Source organism: Pseudolabrys sp., from assembly GCF_050250095.1.
In the GTDB taxonomy this organism is placed as follows: Bacteria; Pseudomonadota; Alphaproteobacteria; order Rhizobiales; family Xanthobacteraceae; genus Pseudolabrys.
In genome coordinates, this window is record NZ_JBFWPH010000004.1 from 142,279 (window position 1) to 160,315 (window position 18,037).

The 18,037-nt window shown below is 64.8% G+C and carries 24 protein-coding genes; 9 read left to right on the forward strand and 15 right to left on the reverse strand.

Annotated elements, in window-relative coordinates:
* Nucleotides 1-106 precede the first annotated feature (106 nt).
* Nucleotides 107-589 (forward strand): hypothetical protein, encoded by a 483-nt coding sequence (locus tag AB7F10_RS13580; RefSeq protein WP_428562183.1) that lies wholly within the window; start codon nt 107-109, stop codon nt 587-589.
* 3 nt (nt 590-592) lie between these two features.
* Here the strand turns inward: AB7F10_RS13580 and AB7F10_RS13585 are convergent, their stop codons facing one another.
* Nucleotides 593-769: a hypothetical protein gene (locus tag AB7F10_RS13585; protein WP_428562181.1), complete on the reverse strand. Its 177-nt coding sequence runs from the start codon at nt 767-769 to the stop codon at nt 593-595.
* On the opposite strand from AB7F10_RS13585, the gene AB7F10_RS13590 reads away from it, so the two are divergent.
* Nucleotides 768-1,331, forward strand: coding sequence for a hypothetical protein (locus AB7F10_RS13590; RefSeq protein WP_428562179.1), 564 nt, complete (start codon nt 768-770; stop codon nt 1,329-1,331). The two genes, AB7F10_RS13585 and AB7F10_RS13590, sit on opposite strands and share 2 nt — an antisense overlap.
* A gap of 626 nt (nt 1,332-1,957) precedes the next feature.
* On the opposite strand, the gene AB7F10_RS13595 is transcribed toward AB7F10_RS13590, so the two are convergent.
* The 3 genes from AB7F10_RS13595 to AB7F10_RS13605 all read right to left on the reverse strand — a co-directional run bounded on the left by AB7F10_RS13595 (nt 1,958) and on the right by AB7F10_RS13605 (nt 3,381).
* Complete coding sequence (locus AB7F10_RS13595; protein ID WP_428562177.1) at nt 1,958-2,452, reverse strand: nuclear transport factor 2 family protein; 495 nt, start codon at nt 2,450-2,452, stop codon at nt 1,958-1,960.
* A 79-nt stretch (nt 2,453-2,531) separates the two neighbouring features.
* Entirely contained in the window at nt 2,532-2,795 is a 264-nt protein-coding gene (locus tag AB7F10_RS13600; RefSeq protein WP_428562175.1) for a hypothetical protein, read from the reverse strand.
* A gap of 94 nt (nt 2,796-2,889) precedes the next feature.
* Entirely contained in the window at nt 2,890-3,381 is a 492-nt protein-coding gene (locus AB7F10_RS13605) for a DUF305 domain-containing protein (protein WP_428562173.1), read from the reverse strand.
* Nucleotides 3,382-3,552: 171 nt separating this feature from the next.
* Between AB7F10_RS13605 and AB7F10_RS13610 the strand changes: the two genes are divergently transcribed.
* The 3 genes from AB7F10_RS13610 (at nt 3,553) to AB7F10_RS13620 (ending at nt 7,832) form a co-directional block, all read left to right on the forward strand.
* Nucleotides 3,553-4,128, forward strand: coding sequence for a TIGR00645 family protein (locus AB7F10_RS13610; protein WP_428562171.1), 576 nt, complete (start codon nt 3,553-3,555; stop codon nt 4,126-4,128).
* Nucleotides 4,129-4,260: 132 nt separating this feature from the next.
* On the forward strand, nt 4,261-6,588 hold the full coding sequence (locus AB7F10_RS13615; RefSeq protein WP_428562169.1) for an amidase family protein: 2,328 nt from the start codon (nt 4,261-4,263) through the stop codon (nt 6,586-6,588).
* The gene (locus AB7F10_RS13620; RefSeq protein WP_428562167.1) at nt 6,585-7,832 is read left to right on the forward strand and encodes a lytic murein transglycosylase; all 1,248 of its coding nucleotides are present in this window, start codon (nt 6,585-6,587) and stop codon (nt 7,830-7,832) included. The genes AB7F10_RS13615 and AB7F10_RS13620 overlap by 4 nt, the downstream gene beginning before the upstream one ends.
* A gap of 12 nt (nt 7,833-7,844) precedes the next feature.
* On the opposite strand, the gene AB7F10_RS13625 is transcribed toward AB7F10_RS13620, so the two are convergent.
* From AB7F10_RS13625 to AB7F10_RS13660, 8 genes are all read right to left on the reverse strand, one after another.
* Nucleotides 7,845-8,168 carry a hypothetical protein gene (locus AB7F10_RS13625; protein ID WP_428562165.1) on the reverse strand — a complete coding sequence of 108 codons (324 nt, stop codon included), beginning with the start codon at nt 8,166-8,168 and terminating at the stop codon, nt 7,845-7,847.
* Between the two features lie 60 nt (nt 8,169-8,228).
* A complete protein-coding gene (locus AB7F10_RS13630) occupies nt 8,229-8,558 on the reverse strand; it encodes a hypothetical protein (RefSeq protein ID WP_428562163.1) in 330 nt (109 codons plus the stop codon).
* A 179-nt stretch (nt 8,559-8,737) separates the two neighbouring features.
* Entirely contained in the window at nt 8,738-9,049 is a 312-nt protein-coding gene (locus AB7F10_RS13635; protein ID WP_428562161.1) for a hypothetical protein, read from the reverse strand.
* Nucleotides 9,050-9,188: 139 nt separating this feature from the next.
* Entirely contained in the window at nt 9,189-9,848 is a 660-nt protein-coding gene (locus AB7F10_RS13640) for an NUDIX hydrolase (RefSeq protein WP_428562159.1), read from the reverse strand.
* A 173-nt stretch (nt 9,849-10,021) separates the two neighbouring features.
* Entirely contained in the window at nt 10,022-11,062 is a 1,041-nt protein-coding gene (locus tag AB7F10_RS13645) for a sterol desaturase family protein (RefSeq protein WP_428562157.1), read from the reverse strand.
* An 82-nt stretch (nt 11,063-11,144) separates the two neighbouring features.
* A complete protein-coding gene (locus AB7F10_RS13650; RefSeq protein WP_428562155.1) occupies nt 11,145-11,873 on the reverse strand; it encodes a glutathione S-transferase family protein in 729 nt (242 codons plus the stop codon).
* 135 nt (nt 11,874-12,008) lie between these two features.
* Nucleotides 12,009-12,575, reverse strand: coding sequence for a hypothetical protein (locus AB7F10_RS13655; RefSeq protein ID WP_428562153.1), 567 nt, complete (start codon nt 12,573-12,575; stop codon nt 12,009-12,011).
* Nucleotides 12,576-12,676: 101 nt separating this feature from the next.
* Nucleotides 12,677-13,375, reverse strand: coding sequence for a YoaK family protein (locus tag AB7F10_RS13660; RefSeq protein ID WP_428562151.1), 699 nt, complete (start codon nt 13,373-13,375; stop codon nt 12,677-12,679).
* A gap of 151 nt (nt 13,376-13,526) precedes the next feature.
* Between AB7F10_RS13660 and AB7F10_RS13665 the strand changes: the two genes are divergently transcribed.
* The 3 genes from AB7F10_RS13665 (at nt 13,527) to AB7F10_RS13675 (ending at nt 15,162) form a co-directional block, all read left to right on the forward strand.
* The gene (locus AB7F10_RS13665; RefSeq protein ID WP_428562149.1) at nt 13,527-13,919 is read left to right on the forward strand and encodes a VOC family protein; all 393 of its coding nucleotides are present in this window, start codon (nt 13,527-13,529) and stop codon (nt 13,917-13,919) included.
* A 27-nt stretch (nt 13,920-13,946) separates the two neighbouring features.
* Nucleotides 13,947-14,444, forward strand: coding sequence for a YbhB/YbcL family Raf kinase inhibitor-like protein (locus tag AB7F10_RS13670; protein ID WP_428562147.1), 498 nt, complete (start codon nt 13,947-13,949; stop codon nt 14,442-14,444).
* Nucleotides 14,445-14,718: 274 nt separating this feature from the next.
* Complete coding sequence (locus AB7F10_RS13675) at nt 14,719-15,162, forward strand: hypothetical protein (protein ID WP_428562145.1); 444 nt, start codon at nt 14,719-14,721, stop codon at nt 15,160-15,162.
* Between the two features lie 23 nt (nt 15,163-15,185).
* Here the strand turns inward: AB7F10_RS13675 and AB7F10_RS13680 are convergent, their stop codons facing one another.
* From AB7F10_RS13680 to AB7F10_RS13690, 3 genes are all read right to left on the reverse strand, one after another.
* Nucleotides 15,186-15,785 (reverse strand): hypothetical protein, encoded by a 600-nt coding sequence (locus AB7F10_RS13680; RefSeq protein ID WP_428562143.1) that lies wholly within the window; start codon nt 15,783-15,785, stop codon nt 15,186-15,188.
* 123 nt (nt 15,786-15,908) lie between these two features.
* Nucleotides 15,909-16,358: a hypothetical protein gene (locus tag AB7F10_RS13685; protein WP_428562141.1), complete on the reverse strand. Its 450-nt coding sequence runs from the start codon at nt 16,356-16,358 to the stop codon at nt 15,909-15,911.
* Nucleotides 16,355-16,741: a DoxX family protein gene (locus AB7F10_RS13690; protein ID WP_428562471.1), complete on the reverse strand. Its 387-nt coding sequence runs from the start codon at nt 16,739-16,741 to the stop codon at nt 16,355-16,357. Before AB7F10_RS13690 ends, AB7F10_RS13685 begins: the two co-directional genes overlap by 4 nt.
* Nucleotides 16,742-16,843: 102 nt before the next feature.
* Here AB7F10_RS13690 and AB7F10_RS13695 point away from each other — a divergent pair, with 102 nt between their 5' ends.
* Complete coding sequence (locus AB7F10_RS13695; RefSeq protein ID WP_428562139.1) at nt 16,844-17,188, forward strand: PLDc N-terminal domain-containing protein; 345 nt, start codon at nt 16,844-16,846, stop codon at nt 17,186-17,188.
* The last annotated feature ends 849 nt before the right edge of the window (nt 17,189-18,037 follow it).

Sequence of the window (18,037 nt, forward strand, 5' to 3'; positions counted from 1 at the left end):
TGTGGGGCGCATTGGAAAGAGACTGTAGACTGAGGATAAGCTTCACCCTTTAGCGCTTTCCTTTTTCAAAGTCTCATCTCGCCATGCTGCCTAAGCGGCACGGTAGATGTTTGCCATTTCAGGGGCCGTACCGATGGAAATTGCCACGGCTTTAATCTCCGCGTTGAGCGGTCTTATAGGTGTCGCCCTGGGCGGATGGCTCACCTTTAGAAATGCGAGCAAAGAAAAACTCATCGAACTTCGACGAAACACTTATGGCTCAATCTTGCACGAACTATCGCAGATTCAACAGGTAATTGATGTTGCTGACGAGTGCATTTCGCATGTCGGATGGGATCGTTATTTCACTTCTGAAACAGAGCAACAACACACTCAAAAAATCGTCGGCCACATGAGTGAGCTTCGTAAGAAGTCGAGCGCTGAGTATTTAATCATTTCCGATGGATTTAGAAATTTGCTCGACGAAATGAACAAGGAAATGAGTTCTTCTGACGCCGAATATTACGAGGAAGACGACACGTTTGACCGCGCTATCGCTAAGTATCGGCCCTTACTACTCGCGCAGGCCAAGAAAGAAGTAATCGGATAGGATCTATTTGCCGCGCTTGCCAAGCTTCATCTCGCTTTGCTGTTTTGGCGGCATCGCAAGCATGTTGCGCATGATCTGATCGCGCTTGCGATCAACCTTCGGGCCGGATTCCAATTCGGCCTCTAGCTTTTCACGTTTGCGCTTTTTCAGCGCGGGAGCTTTGTTTTTGGGGGATGGCATGAATTCTGACGAAAGCCCTCTTTATGAAGCTGTCGGTAGATTTATCACGGCCTTCGCCAGCGCAGAAGCCGGTGTTCACATGATCGCCCGAAAACTTTCCCGCCTTGATGATGAAATCGCCCGGGCGCTCTTTGCAGGGATGCGACTGACCGACATGACGGAACGCGCGCGGGCTTTACTCAGGATCGAGCCAGAGGACAGAACCAAACCCGCCCTGACCGGCGAAGCCGTAGCCATCGTCGAAGCCTGTCTCGGCCAACTCAAAACCATCTCAGGCCGACGGCACAATCTCGTTCATCGCGTCACCGGCTGCGGCGCAACCGGCATATTCGTGACCAACATACTCAGTTCAAAGACGGCGGAAAATTCGGAATTCGACATCTACACACTGCCGGAATTGCAGGCGATGGCCGGCGATTGCGAAAGCATTTCCCTCCAGCTAGACCGCCTTGCTTCCAGCAACCGTGCTAGCGAAGCGCTCGCGGTTGGCGTGCCTGCATGGCGATATAGACCGCCTCAGCCATCCCGTAAGAATCCAGATACTCGCGGGTCTCCTGAATGACATCGGAGCCCGCCTCGATCATTTCGCGGGTTGGCACAACCTGTTGACCGGACTCTGTTTTCTGGTCCGTGCGATAGGATTTAATACACATTTTTTAAGGTGATAAATGCGTATATATTCCTATCACCCTTTCCATGAGAGGCGTTCTCGCGAGACGTCCTGAGAATGGGGAAGGGTGCGGCGCCTGCGGACGGGACTCGTAATCCTGTCTCCGGGCGGTGCGGGGCTCCGCCCTCCGGGTACTACGGCCCGGACGCAAGGAGCTTGCAGGTACGGCCCGGCAACCGCCGCCCTAATCGGCGGCGCAGCTCCGGTGTCCCGATCGCGCGGCCCGCACCGTTAAATGCCGCGATGGAGCGCCGGAAGGCGAGCGTGTTGGCTCTTGTTTGCGCGAACTGCGTAAACTTGAGCGCGCCCAACACGCGCCGTCTTCGCAAAGGCGGACAGACACGGTTTGCGCCTTCCGGCGCTCCGTTCCCCTCACACTTTTGTTGTGAGGTGAAAGCCCAGCGCGCTTGGGGCTTGCCCCATTCGCGCCACCAAAAATGCAACTCGGACGTGAAACCGCGCCGCGAGAAGGATGACTCATGGCTGGATTGGACAGTCGCGCGTCCGGCGCGAGCCTCTCACACCTCGACGATGTCGTCCGAGACCGGCGGCGCGTCGGCGGTGAAGTCGATGGCGTGGCCGATGAACTGCTCGGCGGCGTCGAGGCTGTCGTTGATGCAGCGGAAGGTCGCCGCCTTGCCGTCGCGATAGCGCACCAGATGCGAGACGCGGTGGCTGATGATGCGGCCGCTCGGGACGTGCCGGCTGATGATGCGGCCGAACATCGCGCTCGCGTCGTCGTCGACCAGCAGCTTCTCGATCTCCAGCGACTGAAAGGCGATGATGCCGGGGATGTAATTGGCGAAGCGTTCGACCACCGCTTCGCGGCCGCGCCAGGTGCCGCAGATCTGCACCACCGACACCGGGCCGGCGACATGCCATTCGACGTCGTCGGTCACCATCGCGCCGATCCGTTGCGGATCGCGCGAGATATAGGCGTCATAGAACGTCTTCACGGTCTCGCGCGAGACGGCGCCGTTGCTGGTCGGGATTGCGGTCGCCTGCATCGTCATGCGCGACCTTAATCCAGATTGCATAAATATTTTATTACCGTTTGTGGCAGGCCAGCGCGTCCGCCCGCGCTGCCGGCCGCTATTGGCTCTTGCGTTTGGCCGCAGGCTTTCTGGCCACCTTTTTCGCGGTCTTCTTTTTGGCGAGCTTGGCTTCGCCTTCCTTGTCCTGGCCGAGCAGCAGGCCGCAGCTCCTCGCTTCCTTGGTGGTCAGCTCGCGCTTCTCCTTGGCGCCCACGATGGCCGCGGCGGCGAAGATGCCGACGATGCAGAGCTGCGCCGAGGCGAGCGACGTGCCCGTCAGCAGAAATGCCGCCGCCGTCACGGCGATGATGGTCTTCTTCATGCTTGATCCCCCGATGCCGTCCCGGCCTGCCGGCCTCCCGGAACGGCCGTCCGCTTATCATGCGCACAGTTCGCCCGGCTTGTCGCGCGCGAGCTTACTGCGGCAGGCGGGGCTGCAGGTCGGGCGCGCCTGCGGGTGGGGGATTTTGCCGGAGGTCGGCGATCAGGGCCTCCATCTCTCCAATCTCGCGCACCTGCGCCTCGATGATGCCGTCGGCCAGTTTCCGCACGCGGGGGTCGCGGATATGCGCCCGCTCGCTGGTCATGATGGCGATCGAGTGATGCGGAATCATCGCCTTCATGTAGGCGACGTCGTAAACCGTCTCCTGGGTGCGCATAAGCCAAAGGCTTGCTGCAAAGACAAGCGTGGCCGCGCCGAGGATGGCGAGGTTCGCCGTCCGGTTGCGGTACATCGACCACATGAAGCCCAGCATCACCGCGCCCATGACCGCGCCCATCAGCAGCGCCATCCAGAGCCGCGTCTGGCTGAACCAGACGTGCTCGAGCGCGAATGTGTTCAGATACATCAGGCCGTACATGACGACGGTGGAGGTCGCGATCATCGCGGCAAAGCGGACATAGCTCATAACGGTCTCCCGGCCGGTTTGGTGGCTCCGGGGGACAACGAATGTGCCGCATCCCGGTTCCCCTTTGCGTGGCCCGGCCGCGAATCGTCTATAAATCTGCCGCAAAGCCGGGCAGGCATGCGCCTGTGCCGCCGATGTCCGGCGGTTTGCGCTTTGATGGAGAGACGCTCGATGTCGATGTCCGCCGATGTTCCGGTGCCGCCGAAGGGGACGAAGGGGCTGCGGCCGCTGCCGCAACTCATCTTCAGTTCGCGCTGGCTGCAGCTGCCGCTCTATATCGGGTTGATCGTCGCACAGGGCGTCTATGTCATCCTGTTCCTGAAAGACCTGTGGCATCTCGTGCTCGGCGCGGTGAAGTTCACCGAACAGGAGATCATGCTGGTCGTCCTCGGGCTAATCGACGTGGTGATGATCTCGAACCTGCTCATCATGGTCATCGTCGGCGGCTACGAAACCTTCGTGTCGCGGCTCGAACTGGAAAAGCATCCCGACCAGCCGGAATGGCTGAGCCACGTCAACGCCAGCGTGCTGAAGATCAAACTCGCGATGGCGATCATCGGCATCTCGTCGATCCATTTGCTGCGCACGTTCATCTATGCTGGGCAGCTTGGGCAGGACAGTTCGCCCTTCACGTCGACCGGCGTGATGTGGCAGGCAATCATCCATTGCATCTTCATCCTGTCCGCGCTCGGCATCGCGGCGGTGGAGCGCATTCAGCCGGCCTATCCCGCCAAGGGCCATCACTAGCGACGCCGCGCCCGGGGCATTTGCGCGCCGCGCAAGCTTGCGATGCGGGAAACGCGGCTGGCCTGTCCACCGGAGAGCGATTAGGATTTCGCGCGTTTTGCGGCGGCGCTTTCCGCCGGCGAAAGGATCGCGATGACCCATCCCGTTACGCCGTTCCGTCTCGAAGAAGCCACCATCGCCGAATTGCACGACGCGATCCGTTCGGGCGCAACCACTTGCACCGCGGTGGTGAAGCACTATCTCGCCCGCGTGCGCGCCTTCAACGGCGTCGCCAGCATGCTGGTGACGAAGGATGGCGCGCCGGTGCCGGCGGCGGCGGGCGCGGTGCGCGGCGGTGCGCCGCTCGCATTTCCGACGCAGACTTACCCGGCCGCGCGGCTGCTGCCCGATCTCGACAAATACAAAGGCCCGCCGATCGAATACGGCCGGATGGAGCCGACCGCGTCGGACCCCTCGGTGCAGCAGCAGTTCGGCATGGTCGTCGGCATCCCCGATGCCGGTCAGGTCAACGCGCTGTCGACCATCAACATTCGCGGCGAACGCTCGGTGACCTGCCGCGGCGACTTCGACCGTCATCCCTCGCTCGGACCGTTGCCGAAAGGCGCGCCGCCGGTGTGCGAATATTTCCGCCATCTGCCGGATGCGCTGGAACAGGCCGCCGCGCTCGACGCGAAATACGGCCGCAATCCCGATCTCGACGCGCTGCCGATGTATGGCGTGGTGTTCTCCTTCAAGGATGCGTTCGACACCAAGGATATGCGCACGACCTGCAGCGCGGACGCGGCTTACGACATCGACGTTCCGGCGCGCGATCACATTCTGGTCGAGCAGTTGCGCGAGAAGGGCGCGATCATCTTCGCCAAGGCCGTCAACACCGAATATAACGGCCGGCCCGACGATCCCGGCGGCCGCCACAAGCCGGACAAGGTGCTCACCACGACGCTCGGTTTCCAGCGCGGCACCTGGGCCGGCAATCCGTCGAACCCCTACGACACCACGCGCGCCGCGTCCCTTGGCTCCAGCGCCGGTTCGGCGCTGTCGGTCTCGACCAATCTCGTGATGTGCAGCCTCGGCGAGGAGACGCGCGCGTCCTGCCGCGGTCCGTCGAACCACAACGCGGTGGCGTTGATCCTGCCGCACAAGGCGATGCTCGGCTTCGACGGCGGCGCGATCGGCGCCGACATCTACGTGGACCGCACCGGCGTCCATGCCCGCACCATCGCGGACTGTGCCCGCGTGCTCGACGCACTGAAAAATCCTGGCGGCGATTATTACGACCCGCGCGACCCCTTCACCACCGTGCCGCGTTCCGCCGTGCTGCCATCCTACGCGGTCCATGCCAAGGCCGCAGGCAGCGCCGGCGCATTGAAGGGGCTGCGCATCGGCGTCATTCGCGAGTCGATGGTCGCGCGGCCCGGCTCGAAGACCGAAGTGCCGATCGTCACGGCGGCGGCGAAGGAGATCAAGACCGTGCTCGCGGGCCAGCTCGGCGCCGCACTGGTCGAATCCTCCGATCCGCAATGGACACCGGACCCGGATGCCGAGCCGATGAGGGTCGATTTTCGCCGGGCGCTGGCGCGGCTCGTTCCGGTGATGATGCCGGACATCCTGTTCCGGCTCGACGACAGGGGCGAGCCGGTGTTCAAGGAGGTCGCCGCCGCGATTACGCCGACCGAATTCCAGCCCGGCAAGGTGTTCGGTTCGGGCGGCATGAAGCCGATGGACTATTGCCTGGCACTGGTCGAAGGCCGCATCGCGCCGCCGGCCAATCTCGATCTCGCCACCGTGCAGCATCAGGCGGTCGCCAACGCCTTCCGCTTCCACATCAACCAGTATCTGTCGCGCCGCGCCGCCGACTGGAAGGCGAAGGGTTTCACCGAAACGCTTGCCGACTTCACCGCGCTCAATGCTCGTTCCAAGTTCTGGGGCGACGACCAGCGCGCCGGCTTCCGCAACTGGGACGAACTCACCGACATGCGCAATCCGGTCGGCGAGCGGCAGGGCATCACCGAGCGGATGCTGCTGCGCGAGGTGCTGCGCCGTGCCGACATGATGGTGATCTACGAAAACCGGCTCGACGCGCTGGTGCGGCTGCATACGCCGTTCCCGCCGGGCATCATCGGCGGCGCGGGGCAGGGCCTGCGCAACAACCTCACCTTCGAGTCGCTGAGCGGCCCGAATGCCGGCCTGACCGAAGTGCTGATCCCGGCGGGCTATGTCACCACCGCCTACGATCCGGTCTACCGGCTGAGCGACGACGGCACGCAGTATCTCCATGTGGGTTCGGACCAGCCGACGCAGCTTGCAGCGCCCGGCCTGCCGTTTTCGCTCGTCTTCCGCGCCGAGCCGGGCCGGGAGGACGTCCTGCTGCGGATCGCGTCCGCCTATGAGGCTGCGTCGAAACGCCGGATTCCGCCGCCCGCTTTTGGTCCGATTCCGATGGAAACTCCGGCGTCGTGACCGGCCGAACCAGCATCTTCCGCCTTGCGCTCCGCGGCATCGCAGCCGTCTTCGTCTGGCTCGCGCTCGCGGGTTTGCCGGCGCTGGCGGCCGATGCGCAGTTCGAGCGCTGGCTTGAAGGCGTGTGGCCGGACGCGCAGGCGGCCGGCGTGTCGCGCGAGACCTTCGACGCCGCCACGCGCAATCTGACGCCCGACCTGTCGCTGCCGGACCTGCACATTCCGGGCCGCAAGGAACAGCCACCCGGCCAGGCGGAGTTCGTGCTGACGCCGGGCCAATATCTGAAAGAAACGACTATCAACCGGCTGGCCGCGCACGGCCGCAAGCTCGCCGCGGACCACCGCGACACGCTTGCGCGCATCGAGCGCGACTTTCATGTGCCGGGCGAGATCGTGCTGGCGATCTGGGGCCGCGAGACCGACTACGGCCGCTACAAGCTTCCCTATGACGCGATCCGCGTGCTGGCGACGCAAGGCTACACCGGCCGGCGCAAGGACATGTTCCGCGCCGAGTTCGTCAAGGCGCTGCGCATGTTGCAGGATGGCGTGCCGCGCGCGTCCATGCGCTCGTCATGGGGCGGGGCGATGGGGCTGACGCAGTTCCTGCCGACCGACTATTTCCGCTACGCAATCGACTATGACGGCGACGGCCGCAAAAACATCTGGACCTCGGTGCCGGATGCACTCGCGGCGGCCGCGCAACAACTCGTCGCCAAGGGCTGGCAGCCGGGCTTGCCCTGGGCGGTCGAGGTGAAGGTGCTCGGCAATGTCGACTGCACGCAGGCCGAACCTTCGGTGAAGCGGTCGCTCGCCGAGTGGCTGAACAACGGTTTCGTTCCCGCATACGGCCGCAGGATCGAGGGCGCCTCTCTCGCCGCGCCGGCCTCGCTGTTGATGCCGGAGGGTAGTTACGGACCAGCCTTCCTGACGACGGAGAATTACTTCGTCATCAAGGAATACAACTATTCGGACCTCTACGTGCTGTTCGTTGGGCATTTGAGCGAGCGCATCGCCGGCGGCAGGCCGTTCGAGACGCCGTGGGAAAAGGACGCGCAGTTGCGCACCCGCGACGTCGAGGCGATGCAGCAGCGGCTTGCTGCGCTCGGTCTGTACAAGGACAAGATCGACGGCAAGGCGGGCATGCTGACCCGCTCCGCGCTCGGCGCCTATCAGAAGGCAAACGGCCTCAAGGTCGATTGCTGGCCGACTGCCGCCGTGCTCGAGCGCATGCGGCGCGGGAATTAAATCAGCGGTGAGCTAGTCGCAGCTTTCGGTTTGCGACGCCGGCGCGTCGCTGTCGGCCGTCCAGGTGCGGCGCGTTCCGTTGGCGCAACCGGTCTTGGTTTCCGACGAAGCGGGGCGGTAGGTCGCGGAAGAGTCCGCGACCGGCGGTGGCTCGTAGGCCTGCGCGTTGGCGCCGGGCATCATCGTCGCGCCGTAGGTCGCTCCCGCGACGGCCGCGGCCGCCGCAGCGGCGGCGGCTTGCGGGCTTGCGCAGCCGCGGCAATAGGCCTGCGCCGGATATGAAAACGCCGCGGCGCTCAAAAGCGCCACGGTGGAAGCGATCGCTGTCAGTCGCATGGGCGAATCTCGTGCCGGTTCGAACCGGCCCGATCATCGTCCGCGGCTGTTACGAATGACTTAAGGGCAGATGTAACGCGGCCGGCTCCAGCGCACCGGGTTGCCCCAGCGGTCGAAGGCGACCGGGCGGCGCGCCCAGTAACCGTCCGTGCAGCCATAGGGCGCTTCCGCGTAATAGTCGTCATAGACGACATAGCCGCGCGGCGGGCCGTAATAGCGCGGCTGCGAATTGGCGATCGCGCCGCCGATGATGGCGCCGGCCGCCAGTCCGCCGACCACGCCGGCCGCGACACCGCAACCGTGACACCGCGCCTGTGCTTGCGTCGGCGCAGCGAGGGCGCCCGCGGCGATCGTCGCGACCGCTGCGAGAGCAATCAGGGCCTTCTTCATCGCATGTCCCTCCGAAAACCGGCCGGCCGGGGATGGCCGGCGAGAACCAGCTTTGTCCCGGCTATAGACTGGGCTGATTAATTTGGCGGAAACGGGACATCGGGCGAAAATGCGAAAAACCCGGCCGTTCCAGAGCCCGGCCGGGCTTTTCCTCGTTTTTCGATGGACTGACGGGTCTGCTAGCGGCAGACCCGAACCCGGCGGACATGGTAGCCACCGTAGCCGTCCCACACCCGCTGGCGGGTCCACCAGCAACGCGGTTCGGCATAATAGACCGGGCCGCCGTAGTAGCCGTACGGCCCACCATAATAACCGCCGCGATACTGCGAACCGACGATCGCGCCAAGCGCGAGGCCGCCGATCACGCCTGCGGCAACTGCGCCGCCGCGTCCGCGCGCTTCGGCCTGCTGTGGCATGGCGACTGCCGACAGTGCAATCGCGCCGGCGGCGGCGACAGCAGTCAGTGTCCTGGTCGTCAGAATGTTGATCATGGCACACCTTCCTTTGACTTAACTAAAAGGCGAAACGCCATCGTTTCGTTCCCGCAAGAGTCGGATTTTTTGCGTGAACCTCGGATGAATGTGGCGTTGGATTCGGCCGCTGGCGGGGCGCCGGCGTGTTAAATTTTCGTCACGTTATGGCGGCGCTGTGGCGCAACTTGCCCCAAAATTGCCGGAGAATGTTCTTCTGGCCGCGCCGCGCAACGCCCGCGTTGTTGGCGCTCGGAGCGGCCGTCTCAATGCCGCGGCTGCGCCGGCGCTCCGACGTCTGAAGGCGCACGCGCGGCGACACTTTTGTCTTTCGGGATTTCGTCGCAACGCGCGCCGCTTTGCGCGGCGACGCTTGTTTCTTCCCGGTGCGCGCCGCGCGATGTTTGCGCGGCGTCTTGCCGGTGCGCGTGAGCTTGAGCGCGTGGCTGCCGACATGATCGAGGAAACTGCGTTCGACCGGCAGGCTCAGTTTCTCGATGGCGGACGACAGCGGCAGCCAGACCACCGCTCGGATATCACCGGCAAGCTCGCGGCGCGGACCGCGCGCGACCTGCATGCGCCAGAACGAGGTGACCTTTTGCCGGCCGCCGGCCTGGGACGCGACAGCGCCGAGGAATTCGTGCAGGCGCACGTTCTGCCCGGTTTCCTCGACGGCCTCGCGCTTTGCGCCCGCCGCCGGTTTCTCACCGCGCTTGAGCTTGCCTTTCGGCAGGACCCAGCAATCGTCCTTGCGGCGCTGCACGACGGCGAACAGCGGCCGCCGGCCATTGCGGATGACGATGCCGCCTGCGGCCGTCACGGCAACTCGCGTTGTTTTGCGTCGGCGTGTCTTCATCGGAATCAGATCAAGGCTAACCACGGTCGCGCCATGTGCAACAGCGCGCCGTTGGCCGCAGGCCGGTTCGTTCACAGAAATCCGGTGAGGACGCGGATTTTATGACAGGGCGATGACGGCAGGCGGCTCGTCGAAGCTCAGGCCGCGCGTGACGATTTTCCGTCCCGCGCCGCGAGATCCGGCGTCGCGCGCCGCCACGGCAGCATCGCGGCAATGTGTGCGCCGGCGCGCAGGAAGGGCGCGATCAATTCGCCGGTCACCGTATGCGCCGGATACCGATCCGGCTCGACGCCGAAGGTGAGCGCCTCGCGCTTGCGTGCGGGCACATGCAGCGTGCCGAACATCCAGTCCCACACGGCCAGACAGCTTCCGTAGTTGCGGTTGAAATGCGCCGGATTGCTGGAATGGTGGATCTGGTGATGCGCCGGGCTCACCAGCAGCCGGCCAAGCAGGCCGGTGAAAGCCATCCAGACATGCGTGTGCTGGAGGTGGACATAGGTGTGAATGAAGAACACCAGAATGATGTTGGTATCGGCAAGCGCGTACTGGTGCGCGGTATTGCCGAATGCGTAGTTGCCAAAGCCGTTGGCGATCGCCGTCGACAGCGCAAGAATGTTGGCGAAGATCCAGCCATAGACTGGGTGGACGCGGAAGTTCGTCAGCGGCGTCAGCACTTCGGCCGAATGATGCACCTTGTGGAATTCCCACAGCACCGGCACGCGATGACTGAGCCAGTGATTGAACCAGTAGCCAAGCTCGTAGGCGAGAAACAGCATCACCGTGACGGCGGCGTTCGTCGCCCATGCCGGCAGCGCCGACGGCGCCGGCTGGCCGAACAAGCGGACAAGCCCGGCAATGATGCCGTTGGTCACCGTCTCGTAGGACAGGATCGCCCAGCCGAACACGATGCCGAACACCAGCACGTTGAAGAACAGATAGCCGATGTCGGCGCTGTTCGACGGGCTGTCGACGATGCGCTTCGGGAACAGCGCGCGGAACAGCACACGGGCATTCAGCCTGCGTCCGCGCTTGATGCGCTTCCCAGCGTAGAACGCCGTGGCGATGACAAGCGCGGCGCCGAGCGAGCTGAAGGACAGGTGTGAGCCGAACGAAAACAAAAGCCGGCCCAGCTGCGAGCCGACAAAGCCAAAACCGTCCGCAATGCCCGAGAAATCCACCCGCCGTCTCCGCGCGCCGCTGAACGCGAATTAAAGCGGCGGGCGGTAAATATTGTGTTGTGCGGATTGTCGAGAGTTTCGGCTACTTCTTCGGCATCACGATCCGCGAGCCCTCGTAATAGGCCTTGGCGAAGGAGGGGCGCGCCTGGATGCGAGCATACCAGTCCTTGACGCGCGGCTGATCGGCCCAGATGTCGGAAAGGCCGAGATCCTCCAGCCGCACCAGATTCGGCGTCATATAGATGTCGGCCAGCGTGAACTGCTCGCCGGCGAGCCACGGGCCGTTCTCGAGGCTCTTCGACATGCGCTCGACGGTCTGGCGCAGCTTGTCGCGCGCGTCGTCCATCTCTTCCTTCGGGAAACCGTTCTTGTCCATCCGGCGCAGCACGGCCTTGCGCAGCGGAGTCTTGTCCTTGCGGGTGTCGAGCCAGTTCTCGTTCACGGCGAGGAACTTCGGCAGCAGATAGAGATTGAACGACGGAACGCGCACCGCAACGGTCGGCACCTCGTCGATATACTGCCGCCAGACGCGCATGCGCGCGCGTTGATAGCTGTCTTCCGGTGTCAGCTTGGTTCCGCCGAATACGTCGTCGACATATTCCCCGATCACGGTCGACTCGATCACGACCTTGTCGTCGTGCACCAGCGTCGGCACCACGCCATTGGGATTGAGCTTCATGTACCAGTCGGAGAATTGCTCGAGATCGCGCAGGCTGATCTGGTGATCCTTGAACTCCACTCCCTTTTCCTGGAGCGCCATGCGCGCCTTCTGGCTGCAGGTCGAATGGTTCGTGTTGTAGAGCGTGAGCATGATGCACCCGGTAATCGGTTGGCGGCGTGGCGGAACGGCGCAAACTATCGACGCCCCGTTTCGCCATTGCAAGAAATAGCGGCTATTCGGGAATGCAGGGCGGTTTTCGCGCGTCGAAAATCGAAGGAGCGAAAACTAGCGCAACGCGCTCGTCTGGGTTGCCGGCGCCGGCGCGTTGAGGGGGCAATCGGCAAAGCCAGCCCGGATCGCCTCGCCGGCGCCGTTGAGCTGGAATTCCGTCGCCGTGCGGCCGGCGTTCAGCGAGTCGATGCGGACATAGACGGACTGCGATGCCGCGAGTTCGTTGGTGAAGCGCACGACCTCCGCGCGGTCCTCGATCACCACGGTGCGGAAGTCGGTGAGGAAGCGCGCCGTCACTTCGTGGCCGGGCTTGTCGTCGAACCGGTAGCCCAGCGCCGAGTTGCGGTTTGAGCCGACCTTGGTCTCGAACTCGAATTTGACGATCGGCTGCCGGCGGAAGCAGGTGAGTTGCAGCGAGGCGGACAGCGGGTAGCTGACATTGGTGTGCGACGAGCGCCGCGTGAACAGGTTGGCGCTCGAGATCGGCCGGCCGGCGACGCGGTCCTGCGCGCGCTCGATCTGCCAGTTGCCGGACACGCGGGCGAGGCCGCCGCCGACGTAGGGATCGCGCAAGCATCCGCCGAGCGCGACGGCCATCGCCGTCACTGCCGCAGCGCGCACGAGCGCCTTCCACGCAACGCAGACGCAACCGGACACAGGAAACGCTCCCAACCCGCCGCCAGTGTGCAACCGGCGCGCGTGGCTGACAATAGGGATCGTGATCAGGTTGTGCCGAGCTTGTCTTCGTCGCGGCGCAATATCGCGGCGATGGCGCCGATGACCACCGCAACGGCGAGGCTCCAGAAGCCGATCAGCCAGTAAAGCCCGGCCGCCAGGATGCAGCCGGCGGCGAAGCAGGCGATGCTGGCGGCAAGCCGGCGGAACCGCGTGCGCACCCGCGCGCGGTCGGTCCCCGGCTCGCCGAGCATCAGGTCGACCATGTCGATGGTCGCCTGCGTGGTGTTGCCGGTCATGATCGTGGTCGGCGGCAGATCGGCGAAATGCACGCGCTGGAATGCGTTCTGCAGCGCCATCGCCGCGACGCCGGTGCAGCCGGTCAGCAGGCCCGCCGGACTGTCGGCGTTCGGGAACGGGCCGAGCCAGACCGCCAGCACGAAGAACGCGAACAGCAGGGCGACCTCGGCGACGAGAAAGATGCGCAGCGCCGGCAGGTTGCGCCGGCGCATCTGTCCGCCGGCGATCCGCGCCAGCGCGATGACGGCGACGAAGACCGGCAGCGCGATGATTTTATTGATGATGCCGTGATGGCCGGCGACCAGCGCTGCGCCGAGCGTGACGAAATTGCCGGTGACGTGAGAGGTGAACAGGCCGGCCAGGCCGAGGAAGCCGACCGCGTCGACAAAGCCGCCGTTGAACGACAGCAGCGCGGCGATCGTCGCCGGTCCACGCCGCAAGGCCATCCGACCGCTCCTCCTATTCGCTCCCGGTGACGGCAAATCATGCGCGCAGGTGACGGCGTTCTGCAAGCTCCGGCGTTGCGCAAACGGGGATTGCGCCGGGGGTGTCCGGGCTGGTTCAATCGCCGCCACCCGCCGTCCTGAAGAGGTTCCGATGCAGATCGCGTTCGATCACGTCCATTTGCGCACGCCCGATGTCGAGGGCATGGCGGCCTGGTTCGAGCATATGCTCGGCGCGGAGATCGTCCGCTCGACCCAGCAGGGCAAGCCGCGGGTCGATCTGAAACTCGGCGGGCAAAAGATCTTCATCCTGCCGGTCGCGACCGGCGAGCAGGTCAACGCCGCGCCGGTGACGCCCTGTCTCGGCATCGACCACATCGGCTTCTTCGTGAAGGACGTCGACAGGGTCTATGAGGACCTCAAGGCGAAGGGCGCCGAGTTCACCAAGCATGTCTTCACCCAGCGTCCCGGAATCCGCGTGATGTTCCTGCGCGGGCCGCACGGCATTTCGGTGGAGCTGCTGGAGCGCGACGAGAAATATGTCTGACGGTTCATGGCCGCACGGGAGGAAACGATGACGTTCAAGGTGACGAGTAACAGCTTCAAGGACGGCGACTATCTGCCGAAGGACCACATCCTGTCGGCCGATTTCGGTTTCGGCTGCGCCGGCGGCAATGTTTCGCCGCATCTGACGTGGACCGGCGCGCCGGCCGGGACCAAGAGCTTTGCCGTGACCTGCTACGATCCCGACGCGCCGACCGGCTCCGGTTTTTGGCACTGGGTGGTGTGCAATATTCCGGCCGGGGTGACGGAGCTTGCGGCGGGGGCGGGGAGCGCCGGCGGCAAGATGCCGGCGGGGGCGCTGCAGTCGCGCACCGACTTCGGCGCGCCCGGCTATGGCGGCCCGTGTCCGCCGGAAGCGGACCATCCGCACCGTTATCTGTTCACGGTGTTCGCGGTCGGCAAGGACAAGCTCGACGCCAATGCCGACACCTCGGCGGCGGTGATCGGCTTCCAGCTTCATTTCAATACGCTCGCAAAGGCGAGCATCATGGGGCTTTTCAAACGCTGAGCGCGGTCCCGCGCGAACGCACCTTAATAAGACGCCGATTTCACCAAATTTCCGCCACCAATGGCGGTAAGTTTGCCGGTGGATTGTTTTGGATGGAGATGGCGTCGTTCGGGTGTCACTCTACGATATGACAATACTGCAGTGCGGCGACTCGCCGAATTCGGTTTGCGTGTTCTGCCTGCGAATTATTTTGTCGCGATCGACCGGCTTGCCGGGCACCGGGTGGCTCTGATTTTCGATCGCGCATCTTGCCATTGCCCGCGGAGGATAACCGATGTCGATTTTCAAGAAATTTCGCACCATGCTTGCAGCGTTCGCCGCCATTGCGGCCGTCGCGATGGCCGCGCCCGCCGCGCAGGCCGATAGCGGCCGCATCACCTTCAAGGTGGTCAAGGCCGGTTTCGTGATCGGCGCGTCCGGCGGCAGCGGTACGCTTCGCTTCCACGGCCGCCGTTATCCGATCTCGATCGGCGGCCTGAGCTACGGCTTCACCTTCGGCGCATCGGCGACGAACTTCCGCGGCACGGTGAGCAATATCCGCCGTCCGTCGGATGTCGCCGGTGTTTACGCCGCGGCTGGCGCGGGCGCCGCCGCCGTCAAGGGCGCGGGTGCGATCGTGCTGACCAACAACAAGGGCGCGGTGCTCACCATCGCCGGCGAGCAGACCGGCCTGATCGTCGCGGCCGACCTCAACGGCCTCATCATCACGCTGCAGTAAAAGCCGCAACGCTCTGCCGGCGGTCAGGGCGCCAAGCCCTGATCGCCGCGCAGCGTGCGCCAGCCTTTCACGACGCGGACGAGACCGGCGCGGGCGATATGCTCGGCGCCGGTCGTCGTGCGCGCGGTGACGCCGGCGACCGCCTCGGTCATCGCGTTGGCCGCCCGCAGCGCGGCGTCGTTGACGGCCTCGGCCATCGCATTGGCGCCGCGCGAGACGGCATCGACCGTTTCCGAGGCGACCGCCACCGTTTCCCTCGTCATGTCGACGAACGCCGTGCGCGCCGACTGCGCCGCGCCGGTGAATGCGCCGGTGAAGGCCGCCTTCGCATTGTCGATGCGGTCGATCCGCGCCTGCGCCGCGAGTGCGCGCTGGCGCGCGGCCTCCGCCTTGCGGGCGAGGCGCTCCAGTTCCGCGCGCTTGATTTTGGCGTGCTGCACGACGAAAGCCGCGGCCGCGAAGCAGGCGAGCACCGCGGTGAAACCCGCCGACAGGTAAAGCTGCATGTCGATCAGCAGCGCTGCGCCGAAGCACAGCGCCAGCACGCCGATCAGCGCGAACAGCTTCTTGCCGCGGCGGGTGATGGCATAAGCCGCGATTTGACGCGCGAAAGCAGCCCACATGGTCCGTTCTCCGTTGGCATCCCGCCGGGGGCGGGGTGTCGCCACGGCGGACCGCCCGCCCTGGCACAGCTTGCCGTGAGATAGGAATGGCGAAGGCCGTTCGCAATCGGGCGCGGCGCGCCGTCAGCGGGCGCCCTTGCCGGCGTCTTCGCCGTCGCCGGCGCCGCGGCTCGCGAGGCAGGGGTCGAGCACGGCGTGGTTGCGGTCGAGCCGGCGGTACGCGCCCTTGAACGTGACCAGCTCGCCGACCGCCATATCGTTCGACTCGTAGGTGACGCACATGACGCGCAGGTCCGAGCAGATGACGAGATACCACAACGCGCCGTCGCCCTTGACCAGCGTGAGCGTTCCGCTCGCCGCGAGGTCGATGCGGAAATCCGTCACCGGCAGGCCCTCCGCCATGCCGCGCAGGTTGTCGCAGCGCGCGATCGCCTGCGGCGGCACCTCGCCGCGCGAGAAGGCGGGCCGGTTGGCGAAGATCTCGTCGCCGGTTTCCGCGCGCGCGGGCGTTGACAGCAGCGCGACCGCGGCGAGCAGGCCGGCGGCGACGAAACATGCGCGGCGCAATCTCATTCCGGTCTCCTGTTGCGGGCGAACGGCCAGTCCACGGCCTCCGCGCCATACAGCGCCCACCAGGCGATGACCGGCTGCAGCGCGAGACGCGGGCCGTGATACCACCACGAATCCGGCACCGGCGGCAGCACCAGATGCTCCACCGCATGCTTGATGTTGGCGGGCCACACCGCGACGACATAGGCCGCGATCAGGATGCCGCACCACCGGCGCAGCCGCGGGACCAGAAGGCCGAGGCCGAGCGCAAGCTCGAGCGGGCCGGTCGCCAGCACGACGGCGCGCTTCCACGGCACCCAGTCCGGCGTCATCGCGACCAGCGCACCGGTCGCGCGAAAATGCAGCACGCAGCCGCCGGCGAGGAAAGCGAGCATGGCAAGCCGCATCGCCGCGCGCAGGCGCGGCGATGACGCGGCGGAGCGGGCTGTTGCGGCGGGCAACTCGCTGGCGGCTGTCATGACGGGGATACGCTTCGCGCGCCGCCCTGGATGACGGGAAAAGGCGCGCCGCCGCGAAAAAGCGGCGGCGGCGGAGCGCCGCAGGGAACTTTCGCGGCGCGGCGCGGTTGTCATTTCGCGCCGCTGCGCGTTTTCATGCGGATCATTGCCGATCCGTTCCTCCGGGGTTCATGTGGAGACATTGCGATGGGTTTTGAATATGGCGGCCTGCTCGGGCTGATCATTCTCGTGGCCGATATCTGGGCGATCGTGAAGATCCTCCAGGGCGGCGGCTCGACCGGTTCGAAAGTGCTCTGGATCGTCCTCATTTTGATCCTGCCGGTGGTCGGCCTGGTGCTGTGGCTGTTGCTGGGGCGGCGCGGGCGGCTCGCCTGAAGAAGCAGGCATGCAACATCACCCCTGTTCTTGACGGCGCGGGGGACGCCGGACTTCCCGTTCACTTCCCCTCCGCCTTCTTGAAAGCGAAGGGAGCGGAGCGCCGACAGGCGCAGCCGTTCGTCGTTGCGCGCGCTTCTTTCGAAACGCGCGGCGCCTCTCGGCGCTCCCCCGTCGAAGCTCGTCCCGTAAGGGCGAGCGAAGACGGGTATTTGCGGCTTTGGCGCAGCGGACTGCGCCCGGTCCGGGCCGCGCGATCGATGCGCCGGGAAGACAGGCGATTAAACCTGCCGTGCCGGCGGTGACCTGCAAGCTCCTTGCGTCCGGCCCGTAGTGACCGGAGGGCGGAGCCCCGGACCGCCCGGGTGTGATGCTGCGAACGTCACGCGCGGGCACCGCGCCCGATCCCGCAGTCATGACGCCTCATGAAGCGCCCTTCATGTCGTCGGATGCGCTTGCGCGCCGCCGGCCGGTGGATCGGGTGATAGGAATATAATCATTGACGGCAGATTGTCAATCGAGTAGGAAAAATAACCTAGACAGTTTTCGATAAGACAATGCGATCATGGTTCAAGGAAAATGCGGACTATCTCTGGCGGCAATCACAAATCGCGGCCGCTCACGTCGACCTGTTGTTGCTGAAAATCGGCGAACGCCGGGAAATGAAGTACGATCCCGATCAGCCGCGCGTACCGGCTGGAAGTTCGGGCGGCGGGCAGTGGACGAGCGACGGCGGGATACTGCCAGGTAGTTTTGGCGTCACTTCAAGATTCTGGGATGAATGCGCTAAACTTGCTGCAGGTCACGCAACAATGAGTAAATGCGTAGACCAATGCCTACACCTTTTGC

Bases quoted from the DNA above. Each gene is read 5' to 3' on its own strand.
- AB7F10_RS13600 (WP_428562175.1), bottom strand. From the start codon at position 2,795: ATGAAGAAGACCATCATCGCCGTGACGGCGGCGGCATTTCTGCTGACG.
- AB7F10_RS13635 (WP_428562161.1), bottom strand. From the start codon at position 9,049: ATGATCAACATTCTGACGACCAGGACACTGACTGCTGTCGCCGCCGCC.
- AB7F10_RS13650 (WP_428562155.1), bottom strand. From the start codon at position 11,873: ATGCTCACGCTCTACAACACGAACCATTCGACCTGCAGCCAGAAGGCG.
- AB7F10_RS13665 (WP_428562149.1), top strand. From the start codon at position 13,527: ATGCAGATCGCGTTCGATCACGTCCATTTGCGCACGCCCGATGTCGAG.
- AB7F10_RS13595 (WP_428562177.1), bottom strand. From the start codon at position 2,452: ATGACGATGCAGGCGACCGCAATCCCGACCAGCAACGGCGCCGTCTCG.
- AB7F10_RS13685 (WP_428562141.1), bottom strand. From the start codon at position 16,358: ATGAGATTGCGCCGCGCATGTTTCGTCGCCGCCGGCCTGCTCGCCGCG.
- AB7F10_RS13630 (WP_428562163.1), bottom strand. From the start codon at position 8,558: ATGAAGAAGGCCCTGATTGCTCTCGCAGCGGTCGCGACGATCGCCGCG.
- AB7F10_RS13625 (WP_428562165.1), bottom strand. From the start codon at position 8,168: ATGCGACTGACAGCGATCGCTTCCACCGTGGCGCTTTTGAGCGCCGCG.
- AB7F10_RS13590 (WP_428562179.1), top strand. From the start codon at position 768: ATGAATTCTGACGAAAGCCCTCTTTATGAAGCTGTCGGTAGATTTATC.
- AB7F10_RS13610 (WP_428562171.1), top strand. From the start codon at position 3,553: ATGTCGATGTCCGCCGATGTTCCGGTGCCGCCGAAGGGGACGAAGGGG.
- AB7F10_RS13675 (WP_428562145.1), top strand. From the start codon at position 14,719: ATGTCGATTTTCAAGAAATTTCGCACCATGCTTGCAGCGTTCGCCGCC.
- AB7F10_RS13615 (WP_428562169.1), top strand. From the start codon at position 4,261: ATGACCCATCCCGTTACGCCGTTCCGTCTCGAAGAAGCCACCATCGCC.
- AB7F10_RS13580 (WP_428562183.1), top strand. From the start codon at position 107: ATGTTTGCCATTTCAGGGGCCGTACCGATGGAAATTGCCACGGCTTTA.
- AB7F10_RS13585 (WP_428562181.1), bottom strand. From the start codon at position 769: ATGCCATCCCCCAAAAACAAAGCTCCCGCGCTGAAAAAGCGCAAACGT.
- AB7F10_RS13605 (WP_428562173.1), bottom strand. From the start codon at position 3,381: ATGAGCTATGTCCGCTTTGCCGCGATGATCGCGACCTCCACCGTCGTC.
- AB7F10_RS13695 (WP_428562139.1), top strand. From the start codon at position 16,844: ATGACGGGAAAAGGCGCGCCGCCGCGAAAAAGCGGCGGCGGCGGAGCG.
- AB7F10_RS13690 (WP_428562471.1), bottom strand. From the start codon at position 16,741: ATGCGGCTTGCCATGCTCGCTTTCCTCGCCGGCGGCTGCGTGCTGCAT.
- AB7F10_RS13660 (WP_428562151.1), bottom strand. From the start codon at position 13,375: ATGGCCTTGCGGCGTGGACCGGCGACGATCGCCGCGCTGCTGTCGTTC.
- AB7F10_RS13680 (WP_428562143.1), bottom strand. From the start codon at position 15,785: ATGTGGGCTGCTTTCGCGCGTCAAATCGCGGCTTATGCCATCACCCGC.
- AB7F10_RS13670 (WP_428562147.1), top strand. From the start codon at position 13,947: ATGACGTTCAAGGTGACGAGTAACAGCTTCAAGGACGGCGACTATCTG.